22 protein-coding genes and 2 pseudogenes are annotated in these 23813 nt (G+C 42.8%); 12 read left to right on the forward strand and 12 right to left on the reverse strand.

What is annotated here, in order from left to right:
* Positions 1-186, forward strand: a 186-nt coding sequence (locus tag ACYTXL_RS00605) for an isoaspartyl peptidase/L-asparaginase (protein WP_461923041.1), incomplete at its 5' end; no start/stop codon positions are given.
* 287 nt (positions 187-473) lie between these two features.
* On the opposite strand, the gene glmU is transcribed toward ACYTXL_RS00605, so the two are convergent.
* The 3 genes and pseudogenes from glmU to ACYTXL_RS00620 form a co-directional block, all read right to left on the reverse strand.
* A complete protein-coding gene (gene glmU, locus ACYTXL_RS00610) occupies positions 474-1826 on the reverse strand; it encodes a bifunctional UDP-N-acetylglucosamine diphosphorylase/glucosamine-1-phosphate N-acetyltransferase GlmU (protein ID WP_461923042.1) in 1353 nt (450 codons plus the stop codon).
* A gap of 431 nt (positions 1827-2257) precedes the next feature.
* Positions 2258-3042 (reverse strand): annotated as a pseudogene (locus tag ACYTXL_RS00615) (hypothetical protein).
* A gap of 652 nt (positions 3043-3694) precedes the next feature.
* Positions 3695-3847 (reverse strand): hypothetical protein, encoded by a 153-nt coding sequence (locus ACYTXL_RS00620; RefSeq protein ID WP_461923043.1) that lies wholly within the window; start codon positions 3845-3847, stop codon positions 3695-3697.
* Positions 3848-4277: 430 nt separating this feature from the next.
* Here ACYTXL_RS00620 and ACYTXL_RS00625 point away from each other — a divergent pair, with 430 nt between their 5' ends.
* From ACYTXL_RS00625 to ACYTXL_RS00650, 6 genes and pseudogenes are all read left to right on the forward strand, one after another.
* Positions 4278-5681 carry a nicotinate phosphoribosyltransferase gene (locus tag ACYTXL_RS00625; RefSeq protein ID WP_461923044.1) on the forward strand — a complete coding sequence of 468 codons (1404 nt, stop codon included), beginning with the start codon at positions 4278-4280 and terminating at the stop codon, positions 5679-5681.
* Positions 5682-5757: 76 nt separating this feature from the next.
* Positions 5758-6357 carry a nicotinate-nucleotide adenylyltransferase gene (locus tag ACYTXL_RS00630; RefSeq protein WP_461923045.1) on the forward strand — a complete coding sequence of 200 codons (600 nt, stop codon included), beginning with the start codon at positions 5758-5760 and terminating at the stop codon, positions 6355-6357.
* Positions 6318-7064: an NUDIX hydrolase gene (locus ACYTXL_RS00635; RefSeq protein ID WP_334905891.1), complete on the forward strand. Its 747-nt coding sequence runs from the start codon at positions 6318-6320 to the stop codon at positions 7062-7064. The genes ACYTXL_RS00630 and ACYTXL_RS00635 overlap by 40 nt, the downstream gene beginning before the upstream one ends.
* 126 nt (positions 7065-7190) lie before the next feature.
* Positions 7191-8930 (forward strand): NAD+ synthase, encoded by a 1740-nt coding sequence (locus ACYTXL_RS00640; protein ID WP_461923046.1) that lies wholly within the window; start codon positions 7191-7193, stop codon positions 8928-8930.
* 331 nt (positions 8931-9261) lie between these two features.
* Complete coding sequence (locus ACYTXL_RS00645; protein ID WP_461923047.1) at positions 9262-9495, forward strand: EF-hand domain-containing protein; 234 nt, start codon at positions 9262-9264, stop codon at positions 9493-9495.
* Between the two features lie 93 nt (positions 9496-9588).
* Positions 9589-9798, forward strand: a pseudogene (locus tag ACYTXL_RS00650) (peptidoglycan-binding protein); the annotation flags it as partial.
* Positions 9799-10007: 209 nt separating this feature from the next.
* Here ACYTXL_RS00650 and hemJ read toward each other — a convergent pair.
* From hemJ to psbQ, 4 genes are all read right to left on the reverse strand, one after another.
* The gene (gene hemJ, locus ACYTXL_RS00655; RefSeq protein ID WP_461923048.1) at positions 10008-10589 is read right to left on the reverse strand and encodes a protoporphyrinogen oxidase HemJ; all 582 of its coding nucleotides are present in this window, start codon (positions 10587-10589) and stop codon (positions 10008-10010) included.
* A gap of 288 nt (positions 10590-10877) precedes the next feature.
* Positions 10878-11729, reverse strand: a complete 852-nt coding sequence (locus tag ACYTXL_RS00660; RefSeq protein ID WP_461923049.1) for an alpha/beta fold hydrolase — start codon at positions 11727-11729, stop codon at positions 10878-10880.
* A 181-nt stretch (positions 11730-11910) separates the two neighbouring features.
* Complete coding sequence (locus tag ACYTXL_RS00665) at positions 11911-13047, reverse strand: NAD(P)/FAD-dependent oxidoreductase (RefSeq protein WP_461923050.1); 1137 nt, start codon at positions 13045-13047, stop codon at positions 11911-11913.
* A 260-nt stretch (positions 13048-13307) separates the two neighbouring features.
* Positions 13308-13763: a photosystem II protein PsbQ gene (psbQ, locus tag ACYTXL_RS00670; RefSeq protein WP_461923051.1), complete on the reverse strand. Its 456-nt coding sequence runs from the start codon at positions 13761-13763 to the stop codon at positions 13308-13310.
* 345 nt (positions 13764-14108) lie between these two features.
* On the opposite strand from psbQ, the gene ACYTXL_RS00675 reads away from it, so the two are divergent.
* Positions 14109-14537, forward strand: coding sequence for a hypothetical protein (locus ACYTXL_RS00675; protein ID WP_461923052.1), 429 nt, complete (start codon positions 14109-14111; stop codon positions 14535-14537).
* 165 nt (positions 14538-14702) lie between these two features.
* Here the strand turns inward: ACYTXL_RS00675 and ACYTXL_RS00680 are convergent, their stop codons facing one another.
* The 3 genes from ACYTXL_RS00680 to ACYTXL_RS00690 all read right to left on the reverse strand — a co-directional run bounded on the left by ACYTXL_RS00680 (position 14703) and on the right by ACYTXL_RS00690 (position 17956).
* The gene (locus ACYTXL_RS00680) at positions 14703-16193 is read right to left on the reverse strand and encodes a catalase (protein WP_461923053.1); all 1491 of its coding nucleotides are present in this window, start codon (positions 16191-16193) and stop codon (positions 14703-14705) included.
* 657 nt (positions 16194-16850) lie between these two features.
* Positions 16851-17087 carry an alkaline phosphatase family protein gene (locus tag ACYTXL_RS00685; RefSeq protein WP_461923054.1) on the reverse strand — a complete coding sequence of 79 codons (237 nt, stop codon included), beginning with the start codon at positions 17085-17087 and terminating at the stop codon, positions 16851-16853.
* A 170-nt stretch (positions 17088-17257) separates the two neighbouring features.
* The gene (locus ACYTXL_RS00690; RefSeq protein ID WP_461923055.1) at positions 17258-17956 is read right to left on the reverse strand and encodes a YdcF family protein; all 699 of its coding nucleotides are present in this window, start codon (positions 17954-17956) and stop codon (positions 17258-17260) included.
* 311 nt (positions 17957-18267) lie between these two features.
* On the opposite strand from ACYTXL_RS00690, the gene ctpB reads away from it, so the two are divergent.
* From ctpB to ACYTXL_RS00705, 3 genes are all read left to right on the forward strand, one after another.
* Positions 18268-19608 carry a carboxyl-terminal processing protease CtpB gene (ctpB, locus tag ACYTXL_RS00695; RefSeq protein ID WP_461923056.1) on the forward strand — a complete coding sequence of 447 codons (1341 nt, stop codon included), beginning with the start codon at positions 18268-18270 and terminating at the stop codon, positions 19606-19608.
* 183 nt (positions 19609-19791) lie between these two features.
* Complete coding sequence (locus ACYTXL_RS00700) at positions 19792-20760, forward strand: glycosyltransferase family 2 protein (protein ID WP_461923057.1); 969 nt, start codon at positions 19792-19794, stop codon at positions 20758-20760.
* A gap of 364 nt (positions 20761-21124) precedes the next feature.
* Positions 21125-21820 (forward strand): response regulator transcription factor, encoded by a 696-nt coding sequence (locus tag ACYTXL_RS00705; protein WP_461923058.1) that lies wholly within the window; start codon positions 21125-21127, stop codon positions 21818-21820.
* Here ACYTXL_RS00705 and ACYTXL_RS00710 read toward each other — a convergent pair.
* On the reverse strand, positions 21813-21968 hold the full coding sequence (locus ACYTXL_RS00710; protein WP_461923059.1) for a hypothetical protein: 156 nt from the start codon (positions 21966-21968) through the stop codon (positions 21813-21815). The two genes, ACYTXL_RS00705 and ACYTXL_RS00710, sit on opposite strands and share 8 nt — an antisense overlap.
* A 329-nt stretch (positions 21969-22297) precedes the next feature.
* On the reverse strand, positions 22298-22582 hold the full coding sequence (locus tag ACYTXL_RS00715; protein ID WP_138498346.1) for an Npun_R1517 family heterocyst differentiation transcriptional regulator: 285 nt from the start codon (positions 22580-22582) through the stop codon (positions 22298-22300).
* 852 nt (positions 22583-23434) lie between these two features.
* On the opposite strand from ACYTXL_RS00715, the gene ndhM reads away from it, so the two are divergent.
* Positions 23435-23794, forward strand: a complete 360-nt coding sequence (ndhM, locus tag ACYTXL_RS00720) for an NAD(P)H-quinone oxidoreductase subunit M (RefSeq protein WP_461923060.1) — start codon at positions 23435-23437, stop codon at positions 23792-23794.
* The last annotated feature ends 19 nt before the right edge of the window (positions 23795-23813 follow it).

Here is a 23813-nt window from a genome sequence, read left to right on the forward strand (position 1 = left end):
GCGATGCAGCGATCGCTTGGGGAAGCGCACCAAAACAAACGGGATTTGGGAGCGATCGCCTTAGATGTCAGTGGAGCGATCGCTTGGGGTAAAACTAGCGAAATCTTACTCGCAGCCTATCACGACGGCGAAAAAATTGGCGATACTTTGGAATGGAATGATAGTGAATTGATTGGCTATTGTTGAATTAATTGTAGAAACAGCGATTATTGATACTCCTCAGCGCATAGGCAGATGGGGATTCTTAAGCAATCCAGAAACGGATTCTCTAAGGCGCTTAGTTAAATCAGCTAATCTGATGATTTAATTATCGCTTTATTGAAAGCGGCGGGAAACTCAATTCCCTTGAGTGGGTGGAAAGGCATAGCCGCCCCAACCCTTGGCGCATAGGGCATGGGCCAAACAGGTAACTTCTTCCCCATGCCCCATTCCCCATGCCCAAAAACTCAATTCCCTTGAGTGGGTGGAGTTTTTTATTGACTCTTCCTCCGCCAACCTAATTTCACCACTTGACGACTACGCGCGATCGCTAGAGAATCATTAGGAACATCTTCTGTGATCGTCGAACCAGCAGCCACGTAGACATCATCACCCAAAGTAATTGGAGCCACTAAAACGCTATTGGCACCAGTCTTAGTCCGATCGCCTATTTTGGTACGATGTTTCTTCACGCCGTCATAATTGGCAGTAATTGTACCGCCACCAATGTTCACCTGATTGCCGACAACGCTATCACCTATATACGATAAATGTGCTGCATTCGTGCGATCGCCTAATTGCGTATTTTTCAATTCCACAAAATTCCCCACACGGCAACCAGCGCCTACCTGTACCTGACCGCGCAAATGGGCATAAGGGCCAATTCGGCTTCCAGCTTGCACAGTGCTATTTGTTACCACAGAATACTGCACCGTGACGTTTTCACTCAACTGGCTATTTTCAATTAAACTTCCCGGCCCAATGTGACTTCCGGTTTTAATCACCGTATTTCCTCGCAGGTGAGTTTGGGGTTCAATAATTACATCCGGCTGTAATTCCACTGTTTCATCAATGGTGATGCTTGTAGGATCGATGAGGGTGACACCCGCCAGCATCCATTTTTCCTTGACTCGTTTTTGCAAAATCTCGTAGGCTGTTGCCAATTGCAGGCGATCGTTGATGCCGAGAATTTCTTGGTAATCTTCCACATCCACTGCCATCACTTGTCCCACCTGAGTCACGGCATCGGTGAGATAGTATTCTTTTTGGGCATTATTTGCCTGTAGATGGGGCAGCACCTTTGCCAAATCTTGCCAGCGAAAGCAGTAAACTCCAGCGTTAATCCGGTGATTTTGTCTTTGGGCAGCAGTACAATCCTTATGTTCGACCATTTGCTGCACAATATTTTCATCGTTACAAAAAACTCGCCCGTAGCCTGTGGGGTCGGATAGGTGCGACGTGAGAATAGTGGCGGCGTTTTGATTTCGGGCGTGAGTTTGTAACATCTGCTGGAGGGTTTGGGTGCGTATTAACGGTAAATCGCCATTAAGTACCAGTAAATCTCCAGTGTAATCTTCCAAGTGAGGAAGTAATTGCTGGATGGCATGACCTGTCCCCAATTGCACAGTTTGTTCGACAAACTCCAAACTGGGAATTGAATGCATAGCGGCTTTCACTTCCTCGGATTGATATCCGACAATCACGATTCGCCGTGAGGGCAAAAGTGGTTCTACACTTTCGAGAACTCTTTGTAATAGCGATCGCCCACCCAAAGAATGTAAAATCTTGGGTAAGCGTGATTTCATCCGTGTGCCGCGTCCCGCCGCTAGAATTGCTACAACTACCATAATTAGCTATCAGCTATCAGTGAAATTGTGATTAATGTTGTTGGTACTTTAAGATGTCGGCTCAAATCATACCAGCTAATCATAGAAGACTGAAATATAAAAGGAGTTGGAAGAACTTCACGCTCCTTAGGAACGTGGATTAAATAAAATGCAAATACTTCATCCTGTCTCTAGCTTCCCTCTCCTTTATAAGGAGAGGGATTGAGGGTGAGGTAAGCCAGGGACATAAATTGTATCTTATTTAATTTTTATTCCTTAGCGAATAGCGTGGCGTAGACAAGACTCGCTAACGTTAGTGCGCTGATGGGGTTTCCTCCATCAGCGCACTAACTCACTACAAACCTTTAATTATTCACGCCTACTTACTTACAGCTATTTTCAGGTAAATAGACCACGCGGTAGGGGCACAGAAAAAGCTCATTGGTGTCAACTTAAGAAGATAAAACCCAAATTTGTTGGGTGTAAGCGTCAATCTCTCGATGACGCTTACGCCTTGCTTTGACTAATCCAAACAGCTTTTGACGTTCCACAAAATAAGGAACAGCATCACTGGCATCACCACGTAGGATAGCTTGGGAAAAATGGTATAAACCGCGAAACACCATTTCTGTAGAAATTCGCTCTTTTGGTTGGTTGAGAGCGCTCGCAACATCAATACATAATTGATTGACAACAGCATAAAAAATCCAGGTTGCCAAAATTTGGATTTGTACGCCATTCTTGTCGCCAACCCAAATATAAGCTAATCCTAAAAGCCTTTTTGTGAGCAAAAAAGCATCTTCCACTGCCAATTGACTGGCACTGCCGCATTTTGTGATTGCACACTGATTCTTGCCATGACTTGCTCAAAAATTTGTACAAATAATTCTATTGGTAGTTTTTGCAATCTTTTTGATATTGCTTGTGTACTTACTTCTATCTGACCCACCCATAACAGTCCTTCTTCACTTAAGACCCTTTGTAATTCTCTTAATCCTGGAATCTGCCGATATACTAACCCTATAACGATCGCCATCATCACCGGTAGGGTCAATATTCTATCTCGAAGTTTTTTCTTCTGTTCTTCTTTGTCTGAATAGAATTTCAGGGGTTTAAAGCTTCCAGGAGATAGCAATGAAAATATCTGTTTCTCGATTTGTTCTATGGGCGGTGCTGGCACATGTTTTTGTTGACGCAGGTCCGGGTTGCCTTTTCGCGCTGGACGTTTTGTACTCATGATGTATCACTAATCACATCAAACCAGATGTTCTTAGATTACATCTTCTGCCTGCTTTTTGCTTAAGTTGACACCAATGGGCAATGCTGTGCCCCTACGATACATGTGGTTCAAATACATGAAAACTGCTGTAATATAATTCGTAAAATTCATATTTTTAATTGCAAATGAACAACGAGAACCCCGACTTCTTGAAGAAGCTTGTAGGTTGGGTGGAGGCTTTGCGTAACCCAACATCCTGATAATCAGTTGGGTTGCGCTCCGCTCCACCCAACCTACGTCTAATGCTGAGAAGTCAAGTTAATATAATTCGTAAAATTCATATTTTTAATTGCAAATGAACAATCAGAACCCCGACTTCTTGAAGAAGTCGGGGTTCTGAGCCTCTCGGTGGAAAGTAAATCAAATAGGATTGCTATATTAAGTAAGTGGACAAGAATAAATCAAACTATGTTACACAATTTGAATTTAATTAAATTCGCTCGTTTTAAACAGCTTTAGCTACTTAAAACAAACCTTTAATTATTCACGCCCACTTACTTAGGACTCCAGTTTGATTATTGAAAAATTTTTCAGATAAAAGCCTTAGTAGACAAAGATTTAAGTCTCACTATCCTTATAATTATTCAAGTTGGATTCTGATATTCAGCACCTACGAATTATCATCTTTACGCTTATTGTAAGGATCACCTGTAAAAGGTTGTACACCAATACTAGGATAAGCATCATCATTCGGCCCAAAAATCCGCATTGCCGCTTCAGAAATATACTGGGTTATGTTCGCAATGATTCTGGAAATAGCCATAATATTGGACTCCTTATTTTTGAGTCGCTTTAATTGCGATACCTATACTCTAATGCGGATATTCTTGACTAGCTCAAATTCTCAATATATCGAGATTATACGCAATGTTTATTCAGATAACTTCGCAATACTTTAGCTTTTCAAAAAGTCCAATTTTTCTCACTGATTCTAATCCTAACATAGTTATTTCTCCAACCCCAGTTTAGGAAAAAAACTAGACTTACCAGGATATTATTTTCTTTCATTAGCCGCCTGTCCAATTCAGATTATTACTATTAATAAATATTAAATTATTGATAAAGTTAGTATTAATTTGCCTATAAATCTCCTGTTCTACGGCAATCTCAGAAAATATCCTTGCCGGGAGTTGACATTATTTATGGTAGATATTACCATAAATAGCAGAAGCATCTTGTAAGGAAGCTCTGGAATGACAACTCTTTTGCCAGATTTGGACTATGTACATAAACAGCAAAGCCAGGAACTAAACTTCTCTGCGGATGACTACAGCTTACTGACAGACCTTTATCAGTTGACGATGGCAGTTTGTTACACAGGCGAAGGTATAGAACACCGACGGGCAAGCTTTGAGTTGACTGTGAGGCGATTGCCAGAGGGTTTTGGTTATTTAATTGCAATGGGGCTGACGCAGGCATTGGAATATTTGGCGAAATTCCACTTTAGTTCCTCGCAAATTGCGGCATTACAGGCAACGGGAATTTTTGATCAAGCAAGCGATCGCTTTTGGTCACTTTTAGCCCAGGGAAAGTTTACGGGTGATGTTTGGGCAGTACCGGAGGGGACAGCCGTCTTTGCCAATCAACCACTGTTGCGGGTGGAAGCACCCCTTTGGCAAGCGCAACTAGTGGAAACTTACCTGCTAAATACGATTAATTACCAGACTTTAATTGCCACAAAAGCAGCACGGTTGCGAGATGTAGCGGGGGAGAAAGCAACACTTTTAGAATTTGGGACACGACGAGCATTTAGTCCCCAGGCTTCCTTGTGGGCGGCACGGGCTGCCTTGGCAGGTGGGCTAGATTCCACTTCCAATGTGTTAGCAGCGCTACAACTGGGACAAAAGCCAAGTGGTACAATGGCACACGCCCTGGTTATGGCGTTGTCAGCAATAGAAGGCACTGAGGAACAAGCTTTTAGTGCATTTCATCAATATTTTCCGGGTGCGCCATTGCTGATTGATACTTATGATACCATTATTGCTGCCCAGCGATTAGCCCAAAAAGTCAATTCCGGGGAAATGCAATTAACAGGAGTGAGATTGGATTCAGGAGATTTAGTTACCTTATCAAAACAGGTGCGCTCGCTCCTTCCCGGTGTGCCAATTTTTGCTAGTGGCGACTTAGATGAGTGGGAAATTGCCAGATTAAAAGCTGCTGGGGCCCAGATTGATGGTTACGGATTGGGAACGCGATTAGTTACAGGTTCGCCTGTAAATGGAGTTTATAAACTCGTGGACATAGATGGCATCCCAGTGATGAAACAGTCGAGTGGTAAGGTTACTTATCCAGGGCGCAAGCAGATTTTTCGCTCGTTTACCGGAGGTAAGGTAAAAGCAGACAGGTTGGGACTTTTAGGTGAAATTCCTCTGGAAGAAGAACCTTTGTTGCAGTTGGTAGTGCAAGAAGGTGAACGGGTGCAGCCGTTGGAGTCGTTGGCAACAATTCGTCAGCGTACCGCCGCCTCAGTAGCCAGTTTGCCACAGGAAACACGGCGTTTGGATCATCCTGTAGGAGTGCAGGTGGAGATTTCTGCCGCACTGCAAGAATTGACAGCGGAAACTGAAAAACGTAGACGCAGCAGCGGCTTGCCGTAGGCTACCGCAGAGGCACAGAGAACACACAGATAAAAGTACTTTTTCAGTCTGTCTTAATTACGAATTACGAATTAGTATGAGAATTGCTTTGTTTGGAACTAGTGCCGATCCACCAACTGCGGGACATCAAAAAATTCTGAGTTGGTTGTCTAAGCGTTATGATTGGGTAGCGGTTTGGGCAGCAGATAATCCATTTAAGTCCCATCAAACACCCTTAGAACATCGGGCGGCAATGCTGCAACTGTTGATTGCGGATATAGACGCACCACGGCATAATATTGCTTTGGAACAAGAATTGAGTAGCTTTAGAACACTGGAAACAGTGGAAAAAGCGAAGCTTACTTGGGGCGAGGACGCTGAATTGACGTTGATTATTGGTTCAGATTTACTGAGTCAACTACCACGTTGGTATCGCATTGAAGATTTGTTACAGGAAGTGCAACTATTGATCGTGCCGCGACCGGGATATGCAATAGATGAATCTAGTTCAGAGGTAGTGCAGAAGCTGGGAGGGAAGATTGCGATCGCTAGTCTGACTGGTCTAGATGTTTCCTCAACAGCCTACCGCGAACATAGAGATCCCCAAGCCCTCACAGCCCCTGTAGTTGCCTATATTAATCGAGAGCATTTGTACGAATGCCAGGACATTTTCCAAAAAAGATACCAACTCCGCTAAACCAACAACCTTTGGCCGATTTCAAGGTTGGTGTTGATAATGTAATTTTTTCTGTAGATACTGCCCAAAATCGGCTGTTAGTTCTACTAGTAATGCGACAGCAAGAACCATTTTTAAATCATTGGAGTCTTCCCGGTACTTTGGTGCGTCCAGGAGAGTCATTAGAAGATGCCGCCTATCGCATTATGGCAGAGAAAATTAAGGTCAACAATCTCTATTTAGAACAACTGTATACCTTTGGCGGGCCGAATCGCGATCCACGGGAAGCAACCGATAGTTATAATGTACGTTATCTATCAGTTAGTTATTTTGCCCTAGTGCGATTTGAGGAAGCCGAATTGATTGCTGATCGCATGACTGGTATAGCTTGGTATCCGGTAAAAGAAGTGCCGCAATTAGCTTTTGACCATAATGAAATTCTGGCCTATGGACACAGGCGGTTGCGAAATAAATTAGAGTATAGTCCGGTGGCTTTTGAAGTCTTGCCAGAGATGTTCACATTAAATGATTTATATCAGTTATACGCCACAGTTCTAGGTGACAATTTTTCCGATTATTCTAATTTTCGAGCGCGTCTACTCAAGTTAGGTTTTTTATGCGATACCGGAATTAAGGTATCACGGGGAGCCGGTCGTCCAGCTAGTTTGTATAAGTTTGACGCTGAAGCTTTTGCTCCCTTAAAAGATAAACCTTTAGTGTTTATTTAAGTAATTGTTACGCAGAGTCCAGAATAAGTTATTTTGAGCATTTACCAATGACCAATACTTTTCTACGAGAGGCTGCGCCAACGGCAACGCTCAGTACAAGTGACCAATGACTAATGACTAAATACAATGAAAATTGCGATCGCTCAAATTAATCCGACAATTGGTGATTTGCTTTTGAATGCCCAAAAAATCCTGGAGGCGGCACAACGAGCAGCATCTAGCGGTGCGCGTTTGTTGTTGACACCAGAACTTTCTTTGTGTGGCTATCCACCAAGAGATTTATTACTAAATCCTAGTTTTGTGTCAGCGATGGGCATCACTTTACAGAAGTTAGCCCAAGATTTACCACCAAATTTAGCTGTGTTGGTAGGAACTGTTGAACAGAACCTGAAAGCGTCTATTAGTGGCGGTAAAACTTTATTTAACAGTATAGCTTTATTAGAGAATGGCAAGGTGAAGCAACTTTTTCACAAGCGACTTTTGCCTACTTACGATGTATTTGATGAACGTCGCTACTTTGAACCAGGATTACAGGCTAATTATTTTAGTCTAGATAATATCCATATTGGCGTAACTATTTGCGAAGATTTATGGAACGATGAGGAATTTTGGGGCAAACGTAGTTATACAGTGAATCCAATTGCTGACTTAGCAATTCTCGGTGTAGATTTGATTGTAAATTTGTCTGCTTCACCCTACAGTTTCAGCAAGCAGCAGTTTCGAGAAACCATTCTTAAGTATAGTGCAGTGCGTTTTCAACAACCGATTATTTATGCTAATCAGGTTGGCGGAAATGATGACTTAATTTTTGATGGGCGTAGTTTTGCCTTAAATCGTCAAGGTGAAATTATGTGTCGCGCCCGTGGCTTTGACACAGATTTAGTGGTGGTCGAATTTGACGAAGCGCAACGAGATTTACAGTTAGGTTCTGTAGCAGCTGTGTATGAATCGGAAGATGAAGAAATTTGGCAAGCTTTGGTTTTGGGAGTCCGAGATTACGCTCGTAAATGCCGCTTTTCTAAAGTAGTGTTGGGTTTAAGTGGGGGGATTGACTCGGCAATAGTAGCTGCGATCGCAACTGCTGCACTTGGTAAAGAAAATGTCCTCGGTCTTCTCATGCCTTCCCCTTACAGTTCTGAGCATTCCATTAGTGATGCTGAGGCATTAGCCGAAAATTTGGGGATTAAGACTAATCTTTTACCAATTGGGAAGTTAATGCAAGGCTTTGATCAAACTTTAGGCGATTTGTTTGCAGGTACAGAGTTTGGACTGGCAGAGGAGAATATACAATCTCGGATTCGCGGTAATTTATTAATGGCGATCGCTAATAAATTTGGCTATCTCCTTTTATCTACCGGTAACAAGTCAGAAATGGCTGTCGGTTACTGTACTCTCTACGGTGATATGAATGGCGGATTAGCGGTAATTGCAGATGTTCCTAAAACCCGCGTTTATTCACTTTGCCAATGGTTAAATCGCAATAATGAAATCATCCCGCAAAATGTCTTGACTAAACCACCTAGCGCTGAACTCAAACCAGGTCAAGTTGATCAAGACTCTCTACCGCCCTACGAAATTTTGGACGATATCTTGCAACGCCTGATTCATAATCACCAATCAGCAGTGCAAATTGTTACAGCTGGTCACGATCCGGTGATTGTAAACCGAGTAATCCAAATGGTAGCGCGGGCTGAATTTAAACGGCGACAAGCACCCCCCGGTTTAAAAATCACCGATCGCGCCTTTGGAACTGGTTGGCGAATGCCAATTGCTAGTAACTGGGTTGGTGTCAAAAATGCTTACCAAACTAAAACTATAGCTACACCTACCTTAGTCTGTTGGGATGGAAAAGATACTCATCCTTGACATACTCCCCCGAATCCACTTCATTAAATTCGGGGGATTCTAGGGTCAAACAGCAACCGCAGTCTCAGACCGTCTTACATCGCCTAACCTAACCAGTAAATTTTGGCGGTGGTCGTGGGGCAGGTATAGCGGAAAATTAGCTGTATCTCTTGTTGAGTGAGAACTTTGGCTCGACCGTGCCGATTGATTTTCATTGTCCCAACTCTAGACCCTATATCACAGCCTACACCTGATCTAAGCCTCAGCGATACCCGTTTCTACGTCTAAGGATATAATTGGTGTTTAATTTTGATATATTATTAAATTAAAAAATTAATTCAGATAGAAACTTATGGCAACCGAGCAAGAGCTTCAATCTCTTTTTAATACCTTAGATCGCGATCAAGACGGCAAAGTGTCCATTAATGAGCTTTTTTTAAGTCCTGGCTCAAGTGCAATCATCTCATCAGAAACAAATACCAGTAGCCCCCAGGAGTTACTAGTACGGTATGATTCAGACGAAGACGGTAGTATTACCTTTGAAGAGTTAAAGCAAGCAGTTGAGAAAGCAAGTAATTTAACCTAGCAGTCGAAAAACCCAATACCCAAAATCCCTCTCTAGCCCACGCTTTGAGGGATTTGCAATTGTCTAGGTCATTGGTGATTCGCTAGCCCTTCAATGACCTTGGAGGTGAAAGGCTGGCTTTTTGCGATCGCTGATGACGCAGACTTGGCTCCTCAGATTCAGATATTGTTAATCAGCTTAAGTTTGCTAGAACCTCCAGCCGATGGGAAATTTGGCCCTGTTTCTGTGATATCTCTCAGAAAATTTCAAGAATTAGCAAAGACTGGAGAGACTGACTTTTTAGGAGCAGTCACAGCCAATAAACAAGGTTTGAAAATTGTTTTGGCTTAAGTTGACACTAATGCACAGTTGTGCTGTCGTACTTTGTGTGAGGCCCCAATTTAGTCTAGTTCTTGGTGCGAAACTAAATTTCCAAAAAATAAGGATACGGATTTAAGATGTTTCCAGGAACTAAAACCTTGGTTTTTAGGCTTTATAGAATGAGCCTTCTGAGTTTCGCACCGGGAACTAGTCTAACTTTGTTCTTGTGGTTGCCCTATCTCTGCCGTCAGCTTCTCTTTATCTTGCCTGCGTTTTTTGGCGTAAAGTTGAATAGTTACTGCCATGAAAATAATCATTGCAAAAATGCCCCAGACAGTGATATCCGTAGGTAGATTATTCTTAAACACAGCCAGCAACACGATCGCTACTAACATAACTGTAGGTGCTTCATTTAAAGCACGTAATTGCTGACTATTCCAGCCACATTCATCTACTGCTAATTTCTTCATTAGCCGAGCGCAGTAATGATGATAGCCAATTAAAATAGCCACAAACAGCAGTTTGATATGCAACCAACCCTCTTTTAAAATATCCGGTTCAGTGGTTAACAAACCGATAGCCATTGCGATCGTCACAAACATTCCTGGGTTAGTGATGATATAGTAGAGGCGCTTTTCCATTATTTGATACTGATTTTTCAGTATCGTTCGCGCTGGTTCAGGTTCAAGGTTCGCTTCAACGTGATAGATAAAAAGACGTACTAAGTAGAACAAACCAGCGAACCAAACTACAAATCCGACAATATGAAATGCTTTAAACCATGAATAAGCCATGAGTCCTAATCTCCTTTACTTGTGGTTGTGATACATTTTTAGTGGTAATAAAAAGTTCACAAATGCAGGCGGGGATAACATTTATCAATCTAGCAAAAATCCCAAATTCATTTTTTAACACAGATGTTTATCTGTGTTAAAAAATAAATTCATCTTTATAATATCGATTTTTCCTATAGGTAAGCTGTTGCACCTTTAATTTGCACTAATTATTTTTTCAGTATGATTGTGGGGTGGGCATCTTGCCCGCCCTAACAATGCAAGTTGTATACGTAAGAGCTTAGATTGTCAATGAGCATCTTTACGACGCAAAAAGGGTAAAAGGTCTTCTAAAATCGCTTCGTGGTAGTGTTCTTGAGGATAATGTCCGACGTTATTAAGTTTTATTAATTCGGTATTGGGTACGGAATTTGCAAAATTTTGGGCAATTTCTACAGGTAGCCAAGGGTCAATCATACCCCATTGAATCAGAATTGGTTGTTGCCATTCTTTAAAGCCAGATTGGATTTCTGTCATTGCTGAATCAAGCTGCAAATTGCGAATACTTGCTAAGAGACTTCGACCAGATGCAGAAGTTTTCAAAAATGGTTTTCGATAAATATCTAAATCCTTATCTTCTATACGATAACGGCTTCCACCTTCTAGCGTCCGGTCAACCAAAAGCGGATCTTGGGTAATTACTTCACCTGCCAAAGGTAAACCCATTTGTTTAATTTTCCAGGGTAATTTTGCAGCAGTTGAAATTGGTGTATTTAAGATAGCTAAATTAGCAATTTGTTCTGGATGACGCAAGGCATATTGTAATCCTACTGAACCTAAAAACCCTTGTACAACTAAAGAAAAATGTTCAAGTTCTAACGCTTTAATAAATCCTTCTAAAGCTGTGATAAAAGCATCGGGAGTATAAGCAAAATCTCGTTTTTCTGGTTTTGCAGAAAAGCCATAACCAATCCAATCAGGAGCGATCGCTCTTGTCCCCTGATTCGCTAGAGTGGGTATAATATTACGCCAACTATAACTTTGTGAAACTAACCCGTGTAGCAACAACACAGGCGCTAAATCAGTTCTGCCGATTGGTAAAGATTCCCGATAAAACCATTCCAGTGAATCTACATTGATTTTATGTTCTGTTATTGACACGCTATTTTCCTATAGATTGAGCATTGGGCATGGGGCACTTGTACTGAGCGTTCGCGTAGCGTCTCGTAGAGAAGTCGTTGGCGTAGCCTAAGAAGAGAAGTATTGGGCATGGCGCATTGGGCATGGATTATTCTTCTTGTCCCCCTTGTCCCCCTTGTCCCCCTCATCTCCCTCATCTCCCCTACTCCCTCATCTCCCCACTCCCTACTCCCTGAGAAATAATCATCTCACGAATTGCATAAGCTGTAGCGGGTGCTAGTAAAACACCGTTGCGATAGTGTCCGGTAGCGAGAAGGACGTTAGTAAACCCTGGCAACTTACCAATAACTGGGGCTGGGCGTCCTTCAGGACGGGGACGTAACCCCGACCAAGTGCGGACAATCGTTGCTGTGGCTAACTCTGGCCAAAATGCGATCGCTTGTTCTCTAACAGATTCCAGCAGTTCTTGATTTGGCGGTATTTCATAACCATTGCTGAGAAATTCCACTGTTGCACCCACCCAATAATCTCCACCGCCCACAGGAACAATATGGACATCGTTACCCGTTATCGCTGGCTGGAAGTCGGGATTCCCTAATCGATGCCCCACACGTAATTGCAACGCTTGCCCAAGTACGGGGCGAATATCAACCATCTGCTTTAATTTTGCCGTCAGTGGTGTTGAACCTAGTCCGGCGGCGATTACAAACGAATCTGCGGCTATTTTTCCTTCTGTAGTCTCAAGTTGCTCACAAAATTCGAGGGAAGATTCAGGTGTTGAGGTTGGGGTATCCAAAACAGCGACACCAAATTTAAAAGTCACACCATTTTGCTGGGCAGCCTCAACTAAAGCTAATGTGAGGGCAGTTGGATCAAGTTGACGATCTTGAGGAGAATAGACAGCGCCAGTAATTTTTTCGTGATTAATTTGAGGACAGATATTCTGGAGTTTAGCCGTATCCCAAATTTCTAAATGCCAGCCTTGAGAGTGGCGAATTTCTACCAGTTTCTCCCATGCTGAAATCCCCTCTAAAGAAGGGGAAAAATCAGATAAAAGCATGAGAATTCCCTGACGATTAAAAGGGATTTTGCGACCAGTTAAAGTTTCTAGTTCAGGAATCAAGGTTTCATAGCGTTGGATGCTAGTTTGTCGCATCTGCCAAGCTTTGCCCTTGATTTTTCGGCTGATTGCGCCCATCAAAACGCCAAGTGCAGCGCCCGTGGCAGCTTGTGCTGGTGGTTGTCGGTCAAAAACTGTGATTTTTAGCCCTTTAACTAGACTTAATTCATAGGCGATCGCAGCCCCAACTACACCACAACCGATAATAACTACATTCATGACTTGTGCTTAAAGTTAGAAGTGAGAAGTTAAACTCATCTAAGTTGAGAACCGTAGTTTTCGCCCTCACCCTAAATCCCTCTCCCAGATATGGGAGAGGGACTTTGAAATTCTGGCTCCCCTTCTCCCAAATCTGGGAGAAGGGGCTGGGGGATGAGGGCAAATCCTTTTGATCACAGAAGAACTACAGGTTTCAAGATAGACGTGGTTTAGAAGTTAAAAGTGAGAAGTTAAAATTCCTAACTCCTAACTCCTAACTCCTAACTCTCTTCTGCTTTAGGAAGCAGCTGGAGGAATTTGTCAACGTCTGCGAAAGCAGCTTGGGAGTTAGTCAAGGCAATTTGAGGATTGCTAGCACTAGTAGCTTTATCAAGTTTAACTAGGTGGTTAAAGAAATCTCGCGTTATTTGACGTGCTGTGGGTTGGTCTTTGGGTAGAAGGTTGGGAGTGACATAAGTCAGGTTCAGCCTTGCTTCTGTTATCGGACCATGTATAAAGTTACGCACATTAATCCAATCACCTCTTTGGATCAGGGTTTTCAACTCTTGAGAGCGATCGCGCACAGCCTGAATTTCAGGAATATATGCCTGAATTCTTTCAAGTTCCGTTGCTGTATAAGTCGGAGGTGCCACCGCCACACCAGGACCGCCACAACTAAAGAGGAATGTGGTCAATAATACTAGAAAAAATGAAAAAACCGAGCGTTGACGCACCATACATTTTGTTTACCGATTACCAGTGTCATTTTAGATCGCTAGCGCAATTTATCCTTCTTGTCAGCCAAGGATTTTGCAGAAAATCTTGATATTTTTTATAAAGGGCAGAATTTCATCTGCTTTTGAAGAATTTTTAAGTATAATTACTTAATAGATGTTAGCCAGTCCCAAACAAGAAGCGATTTTTGGCATCTGTTAGTTACCAGGATTGTTAGAGAAGGATGATTTAAGTTGCTAAATCTCAAAGGTCTTTGATAAGCTGAAGCACCAATAATATAAGCCTTCTGGCGGTTTTTCTGTCTTCACATCCCCAAAGATGCCGACGCAATATAGGAGTGTTTTTTAGTGAACGCAGCTGAACAGGCAACGAACCTTGAACTCGCCAGCAACATTGCTACGGTGGTTAATTTGTTCAAATTCGAGTTTCCTGATGCCAAATCTGATCTCAAACCCTGGAAGAATGACCCAGAAACCAGGGAGTTAGTCGATCCAGATTCTATAGATATTGGCTTTCACTTTCCTGGTATCAGCAAATCTTGGCGAAGTCGCAGTATTTTAATTCAAATCCGATTTTATCAAGATCCCATCAATAATTCCCGGCGGGCAATCGGCGTGGAGGTAGCTGGATTTGATCATCGCGGCGAAGCTTGGCGACTTTCTACGATAGAAAACTGGAGTATTATCGGCGCATCTGCGCCTTCTGGTGAAATTGCGGATAAGCTCAAACAGATTTGCCGACAGATTTTAGAGGTTTTTAATAAACCAACTGATTGAAGCCAACTTAACGTCTCGGTCAGTTTGTGCAGGGATCTAAATGCTTCTCTAAACATAAAGAATCGTGGGACGCACGATCTAAAAGCTCAGATTATGTCTTCATTGAAGAGTCTCTGAGAAGCCTACACCGACCTGTACTCAGGCGGTGTAGGTACGTCACTGCTATTAGATACTTACTGCTTGAGCAGTAGCGCTGAACATTGAGGGATCAATTGAAGTACCTAAGCCCTTAGCTACAAGAAGACCATAAGAAACATCTGCCCGGAAAAAGTGGCAAAGTTGGCGCATTTGGATGTCCTGCCTAGCTTGACTGAGGCTGCCGACGATGTTTTGAACAAGACGCTTCTGTTGCTCAGGAGTCAGTAACCGATACAGATTACCTGCTTGGGTATAATCATCGTTTCCTTCACGATGACTGTAACGATCAACTGTGACATCGCCCAAATGACTAGGTGGTTCTGCATAAGCTGGATTTTCTTTGGGCGTACCCTCAGCACTATTGGGTTCATAGTTAGGAACGCTACCGCCGTTGTTCCCCGATGCCATAAAGCCATCTCGCTGATAATGCATCACTGGACATTTGGGCTGGTTAACGGGTAGTTGCTGATAGTTACCACCCAAGCGATACCGTTGAGCATCTGGGTAAGAAAAGATTCGAGCTTGCAGAACTTTATCTGGAGAGAAACTAACACCTGGTACTACCGCACTAGGACTAAAAGCGGCTTGCTCAACTTCGGCGAAATAATTCTCCGGGTTCCGATTTAGCTCTAATATCCCAATTTCAATTAAGGGATATTCTCCTTGCTTCCAAACTTTCGTCAAGTCAAAGGGATTATCTGGATGTTTTGAAGCTTGCTCCTCTGTCATTACCTGAATACACAACCGCCATTTTGGATAGTCTTTTTGGGCGATCGCTTCAAATAAATCACGAGTCGCATGATCGGGATCTTCGCCCTTAATCTTGGCAGATTCCTCATTCGTCAAGGTTTGATGCCCTTGCAGAGTCTTAAAGTGAAATTTCGTCCAGACCCGATCGCCTTGAGCATTAATCAAACTGAAGGTGTGGCTACCAAAGCCATCCATCTGTCGATAGTTTTTCGGAATTCCCCGATCTGAAAACAGGATCGTCACCTGGTGGAGCGATTCTGGACTGAGTGACCAGAAATCCCACATTGCGTTATGGTCTTTGCAATTGGTTTGAGGATTACGCTTTTGGGTATGGATGAAATCAGGAAATTTTAGCGGGTCACGAATAAAGAAAACAGGAGTATTGTTGCCTGTGATATCCCAGTTGCCCTCTTCAGTATAAAACTTAATCGCAAAGCCTCTAGGGTCACGCTCGGCATCTGCTGAACCTTTTTCTCCCCCGACTGTAGAAAACCGCAGCAGGACTTCAGTTTCCTTGCCAATCTCAGAAAAAAGTTTGGCTTTACTGTAGCGGCTGATGTCATTGGTAACAGTAAAAGTACCATGAGCAGCCGCACCTTTGGCATGGACAACCCGCTCAGGAATACGTTCCCGGTTGAAATGAGCTAGCTTTTCTATGAGGTGGAAATCCTGTATTAATAGAGGTCCACGTGATCCAACAGTGAGTGAGTTCTGGTTATCCGCAACAGGAATACCGTCAGCAGTTGTCAATTTTTGGGGTTCAGTCATGGGTGAAGAAGCTCTCCATTAAGTTATTGGCATTGAAAAAGCACATTTTACTCAGTAGGTAAACGTGTGCCTACTGATAGAGCTAACTAATTCATAGTCATAACGAGTTCACATATAAAGCATACTCGATATGATTATGAATTTCCAGGAATTTGTTTTGTATTTTTAGGATCTGTAGGGGTCCACAGTTAAAAGGGCGTTTAAAAACCGCACGCCATCCAATACCTGGGCTACGCCTTCAGTCGCTTCTAAAAGCGATCGCACCTTTGGGATGTAAGTAGCGGCGTGAATAATTCAAGGTTTGTAGTAAGGACTTTAGTCCTAATTTGAGGGCTGTTCGCAAAGCGTTCCAGCAGGGTAGCCCTCTCTACGAGACGCTACGCGAACACTACGAACACATCTCAATATTTTTTACATTACTTAATCTACTTTGATTTATTCTCAGCTACTTACTTACGCCGGATCATTCACATATATATAAGCAATTTAATGATCAGCAACGGCAAAGGCAATGCTAGCAGCAAAATCGAGCAGTTCTCACTCCAATTCCTCCGGCACAGCAATCTAAAGCATTTTCCTGTAATATGCAGTTCAAATCCACTACTTTGGAGACTAGTACCGCTTCGCGTAATTCGTAATTACGTTTTAGCAAGGGTTTCAGAGATTACAAATGGGTGGCTTATTTACGCCGTGCTGTACTAATGTAATGCCATACTCAGAAAGAATAATTACCTGAATATTATGTGGTTGATAATATTTAATTAAATCGCCACAAACAGCATCAATTACTTGCAAATCTACTTGGATGTGTGTTTGCTCATGACCAAATCTTTGCAGACAATAATCTAAATCAGATTGAATTTGCGTTAGCGCAGCTCGTCGTAGACATCGCATATCACAAGGTTTCTATCAGGATTAGGACTTACGCATTTATAGATCCCCCAACCCCCTTAAAAAGGGGGGTTAGGGAGGATCGAGGTTTCAGGTTTTCACTGCGTAAGTCCTAAGGATAAAGCGAGCGCTTCATTCACCATAATTATCGCTCCCATCCAACCACCGTTTAGTTATCTCCCCAACCCCCCTTGGTGTTCACAATGAAAACCTTGATGCTCCCAAGCTTGCATATCTACTTGGGTAAGTCTTGTCACATTTGAGCATTGCGGTTGAATAATTTGACTTAAAATCGCCCAAAATAGGCCGCGTGTTAAATCTAATCCAGTTTTGGGCCAAGATTCACGATTACCAGGAACACCCAACTCCTGAACAATCTCTGACTCTACCCAAATCCCATGAGCGCCCAAAAGAATCTGTGCCATCCATTTGGCTCTGGGTAAGTGACTTGGCGAAGTAATCAACATGACTTTATGCACTCCCCAACGCCGGAGAATCGGGATACCATAATAGAAATTTTCAAAGGTGGAATTCGCGCACTTTTCTAACCAAACGTTTTGTAACTCTGCTAATTCCGGCTGAAAAATTAACCATATACAAGGGTCTGGGGAACCATGAGAAATTAAAATTGGGGTTTGCGGATATTGTTTTGCTTGTTGAGCAACATAAATTTCTCGATTAATACTGCCACCAAGTACAAAGAAAGCATCTACTGGCTGCGAAGAAGCAAAAACTAAGGTTATAGTGGTAAAAATCAGCCAAGCGCCCAGAACAAAGTACAATCCAATAGTTAGTTTTTGTAACAATTGCCACAGATTAGCAAATTTTCTTTGAATAGAAATTAATAACTGGATGGTAAATTTGCGTTTCATGACTTAGGTAAGAAAACCGGATTTAATAGCTGTATAACAGTGCTGCAATTGAGTCATCCAAGTGCTATCTTATAAAAGTAATCAAGAAGTGCAAACATGACGCTAGTCAAAGTGTCACATATTGAGTATAGGCTTCGGGAGAAAGCTAACAAACTGAGAAATGGTTGTTAATAATGGAGTGTTTTCGGCATCATTGAACGATAAAAATGATCAAGGGAGCATAGCTGAGTTTGGGGTATAAAAACTGAAATTTTCTCGAAGGCCTGATTGTTAAACTGTCAACAACACAATTATTCCAACTGATATAATACATGAACCAATCTGCCAAAAGTTACTCGCCGCTTCAAGTAGCCTTGATTGGTGGAGCGATCGCCACTACTGCTACGATGTCTGTGTTCGGTCCCGCCTGGACTCGTGATGTCCGTGCCGCTCTAGCCCTACAAGACAGCCCGAAAGCGATAGTTGATCAAGTCTGGCAAGTGGTGAATCACGAATATGTTGATGCTAAATTTAATCAACAAGATTGGCAAGCAACCAGACAAAGCCTGTTGAGCAAAGACTATTCTTCTCGTGAAGAAGCTTATACTGCCATCCGCGAAGCTTTACAAAAGTTGGGAGATCCTTACACTCGGTTCATGGACCCCAAACAGTTTGAAGCCCTGACTAGCCAAACATCTGGGGAAGTTTCTGGCATTGGGATTCGGATGGAAGTAAGCCAAAAAACTCAGCGGCTCACTGTTGTCGAAGCCATAGAAAATTCTCCCGCACTGAGAGCTGGGATCAAAGCAGGCGATGAAATTTTGGCAATTGACGGCAAACCCACTCTCAAAATGAAAGTGGATGACGCCTCCAAGCTAATTCGTGGCAAAGCGGGTACTCCTATTAAGCTACGGCTGGGACGGATGGCGCAAAATGCCTTTGATGTCAAGCTGACGAGGGCAAATATTGAGGTGCCAACGGTACGTTATACCCTCAGACAAGAAGGGAATCGCCGCGTTGGCTATATCCGTTTGCGGGAATTTAGCGCCCACGCCGCAGACCAAATGCAACGAGCCATCCGCGATTTGAACACTAAGAAAGTTGATTCTTATGTGTTGGATTTGCGGGGAAATCCTGGCGGTTTGTTGCAGGCTAGCATTGAAATTGCGCGGATGTGGTATGATAACGGCGGCATTGTCAAGACAGTAGACCGTGTGGGCAGCAGTGAGGTAACTAAAGCCAATCGCACTGCGCTGACAAATCGTCCTTTGGCGGTCTTAGTAGATGGGAATTCAGCTAGTGCTAGCGAAATCCTCACAGGGGCACTTAAGGATAATAAGCGGGCGGTAGTCGTAGGTGGTCAAACCTTTGGTAAGGCATTAGTCCAGTCAGTTCATGAACTCGCAGATGGTTCCGGCTTGGCTGTCACCATTGCCCATTACTACACCCCGGCGGGAACGGATATTAACCATAAAGGGATCACCCCAGATATCAAACTAGACTTGACAGAGACACAAGAGCGTCAGTTGGCTTCTAATCCAGATTTAATCGGAACCAAGAGTGATCCACAATATGCCCGTGCGATCGCAATTCTATCAAATAAGAACTTTGCCCAGCCGCCGGCAAATCAACCCACTCAACCCATGAGCCGCGCCGGTGACTTGAAATTGTAATTAAGGTGTCCGGAAGTCCTGAGTCATGAGTAAGAAATAGTACTTATGAATCTTCCCACTCAGTACTGTTCATATATTCCCAAATCAAGATTTTTGGAGTTATAAAAACTGCTTGATATTGTCGTTCTAGGATTTTGGTTTGGGAATACTAGCTAGTAATCCCATCTCCCAAATCTCAGATTTATGAATCATCAGCCAGTTGATGCAACCACCGCCACCAGCTTTTTACCAATGGTGTCGGTGGTTGTTCCTATTTATAACGGTGAGGCGGATTTACCAGACTTAATCAATTGTCTGTTGTCTCAAACCTACCCAAAAGACCGGGTAGAGTACTTATTGGTGGACAATAATAGTAGCGATCGCACTCTTCCCATACTCAAAACATCTGCCGAAAATTGCCCAATTACAATTTACCCGTTGAGCCAAAACCAAATTCAAAGCTCTTATGCTGCTCGTAATACTGGAATTCGCGCCGCTAGCGGTGAAATTATAGTTTTTACCGATGCAGATTGTCGCCCACAACCGCAATGGTTAAAGGCATTAATTGCGCCTTTTGTCAACAAAGAAGTGGTAATTGTCGCTGGTGAAATTTTGGCACTACCAGGCAAAACTCTGCTAGAAGAACATGCAGACCGTCAAGAAACTTTGTCACAAAAGCATACCCTTGAGCATTCCTTTGGTCCCTATGGTCAAACGGCTAATTTGGCGATTCGACGCATTGCCTTAGAAAAAGCGGGTTTATTTCGACCTTATCTTACCACTGGTGGCGATGCAGATATTTGCTGGCGGATTTTAGGGGAAAACATCGGGCGTTTGGAATTTAGCCCGAATGCGATCGTTCAGCACCGCCACCGTGCTACACTTGAAGAACTGCAAAGTCAATGGCGGCGCTATGGACGCTCAAATCGCTATCTGCACGAACTGCACGGTGTCGATTTGATGCGAGAGATTACACCCAAAGAATGCGGCTATCGCTTAGTACGTTGGTTATTGAAGGAAATACCAAGGGATATTAAGAAGGCGTTCGCGGGTCAAGCCACCCTTGTAGATTTATTAAATACTCCCATTGGTTTGTTCACAGCTAGGGCGCGTGCTGCTGGGCAAAGAGACACCAAGCTGCCAGAGAATGCCAAGATCATTGATCGGTTGTAAGAATAAGGGACTGACAAATAAAAAAATATCCAACTACTTATTGTGGGGTAGGCCGGAAAGCTATTGGTGTTAAGTTACAGCACAAATCATGTATTTCAACCACATCTGTCGTAGGGGCACAGCAATGCTGTGCCCCTACCGCGTGGTCTATTTACCTGAAAATAGCTGTAAGAAAAAATCTGCTTTGAGAAGACGTTTTGCCCTCATCCCCTAACCCCTTCTCCCAAGTTGGGATTCGGGGAACTAGAGAATTTGCTCCCCTCTCCCAAAATTGGGAGAGGGGCTGGGGGTGAGGGTCAAACTCCTGAGCAATGCCCGTCAACTTTCGCTAAATTGGAAAAAGGAAAACTCAAGGAAATTTTAAATGTCAGCACAATTGTTACTGGTGGATGATGAACCAGGGATACGGGAAGCCGTGAAAGACTATTTGCAAGAGAGCGGTTTCAGCGTTCAAGTCGCCAGTAACGCCCTTGAAGGTTGGGAATGGATGCAGCTGAATACACCGGATTTAGTGATTTCTGATGTCATGATGCCTCAAGTAGATGGCTATCAGTTCCTCAAGCAACTGCGAGAAGATCCCCGTTTCCAAGCACTCCCGGTAGTATTTTTAACTGCTAAAGGTATGACAGGCGATCGCATCCAAGGCTATCATGCTGGTGTTGACGCCTATCTACCTAAACCCTTCGATCCCGACGAGTTAGTGGCTATAGTTGAAAATTTGCTAGCCCGCCGTGCCACTAAGTCCGCAAGTACCGGAGATGATGCTGAAACCCCCGATCTTGCTGAACTAGCTAATCAGATTGCCCAAATTAAGGCATTGTTAACTCAAAGAAATGCCATTTCCCAATCACCAGCCCCTTTCAAAATTGATTTGACTCCTAGAGAACAAAGTGTTTTGAACTTAGTCGCTGAAGGGTTGATGAACAAAGAAATCGCCCGTCGCTTAGAAACCAGCGTTCGCAATGTAGAAAAGTACGTCAGCCGTTTATTTAGTAAAACTGGCACCAGTAGCCGTACAGAGTTAGTTCGTTTTGCCTTAGAACACGGTCTTGCTAAATAGGCATTGGGCACTTGTACTGACTTGTACTGACTTGTACTGAGCGGCGTCGTTGGCGCAGCCTAAGAAGAGAAGTAGCGGGTCGTTGGCGCAGCCTAAGAAGAGAAGTAGCGGGTCGTTTGCGCAGCCTAAGAAGAGAAGTATTAGGCATTGGTTATTTTCTCCTTATCTCTCTTATCTCCCTTTCCCCATCTGTAAAGACACAGAGTTTTGTTATTACTGCAATGTTTTGATAAAAACTCGGTAAAATGCACCCGGCTGAATTTGCTCTCAGATTCTACCAGTACTCTTTGCTACAAAGTTTTTAATAGCGGAAACTGTTTCTGGGACTTTGTGCTGCTAAATAAGACCTTCACAAAGTAGAAATCACAATATTTTATGAATTCTACTTACTGCTAAGTTTTTATGGCAACGCAAGTATGGGATCAACATTTGATTTTGATGCCCAATTCACGTTGTTTAACTACTTAAATTACACCTTTAAGTTTGGGGATTTTCAGCAGCATTACGCAAGCGCATTAGCTGACGTCGCATTTGAGGTGAGGCTTTGAACTCAGACACTTCCTGCGCTTTAACGGACGCTTGCAACGTCTCCAGAAAGTCATCAGAACCTTCGGTTAAAGCATCAAGTAACACCTGTAATAGTTGTTCCCGATCGCCCAATAGACTCTTTTCCTCAATCAACCGGAATTTGAGATGTATTTCGCACTCATAAACACCTACTTCGAGATTATTTATTTGGCGTGGTAATGCTTTGGAGTTCATAGCTATTGAGATTCCTTTACTTGGTGGTCATGAGGCTAAAGAGGTAAATGCCCAGCAAAATTATTTATATCTTTTTTGAATCCAAAATGCTTCAATTAAGACTTTTTCTTCATCAATCACCTTTGTATCCCATTTCACTCTCCTGTGTTTTATTTTCAAGGTAGATTTTGATGTTCCTGTGTCAGATATAGCTTATGGTAAGCCATAACTATTATTCAGTTTTTAAAATTCTACACAATAAAGTTTCTGTAAGAAGTTGCTCGACTTTTTTAAACCTTTTTACATCAACTTTATGTTAACGTCAACAAGAGTTTTACTTGTTACTCTAATTTTGGTGTTTATACGTAAGTAAAACCGCTTACATTTTTTGAGTTTATTAAAGCCAGTAGTCGATGTAGCGCTATTCCGTAAAATTACTAGATGTACGTTTTTATCAACAGCAAATTCCAAATAAATTTCTGATCATAATTATTAAAGTAAAAATTTTTGTTCTCGATTAAAAAATATACCCAGATGAAATTATTCCTGCCGAGTGCCTGCCCCTACCGTCTTTTGGGCTTAATAAATCCAAAAATCTTCGCAGTAGGTAAGATTAGTACCCTAAATAAAAAGACTTTACCCAGTAATTTTTACAGAAAAATAATTGGACTACTGTCAGTACTAGCAGTTAGCTCTGTCTTCAACTCTTAACAGAAGTATTAAGTTAATCAGTACAGGTGATATTTTTACTTATGCCCATTTAATATACCCTTTTGAAACTGCGTTCCAAGCTTGTAAATTGAGAGCATTCAAGCTTCAGATATAAGGTCTACAATAATTTCAGTGTAATCCACCCAAATCTTACACCCTTTTATGGATAACCCAATGTTGCTTAAGTCCACAACCCGGCATGTCCGCATTTTTGCAGGCGAAATTGACCGGGATGGCGAACTCATTCCTAGTCAACAGGTCTTAACGTTAGATATTGACCCAGATAACGAATTTAACTGGAATGAAGATGCGCTGCAAAACGTCTACCGAAAATTTGATGAACTTGTAGAAGCATCTAGTGGCGTAGACCTCACAGAATATAACTTACGCCGTGTGGGGTCAGACTTAGAGCATTATCTGCGATCGCTCCTGCAAATCGGCGAACTCAGCTACAATCTCTCTGCCCGCGTTACCAACTACAGCATGGGAGTCCCCCAAGTTGCAATTGACGACAAACAATAAGCTCAACAGTTGGTAGCGG

It is taken from the genome of Nostoc sp., assembly GCF_054880495.1.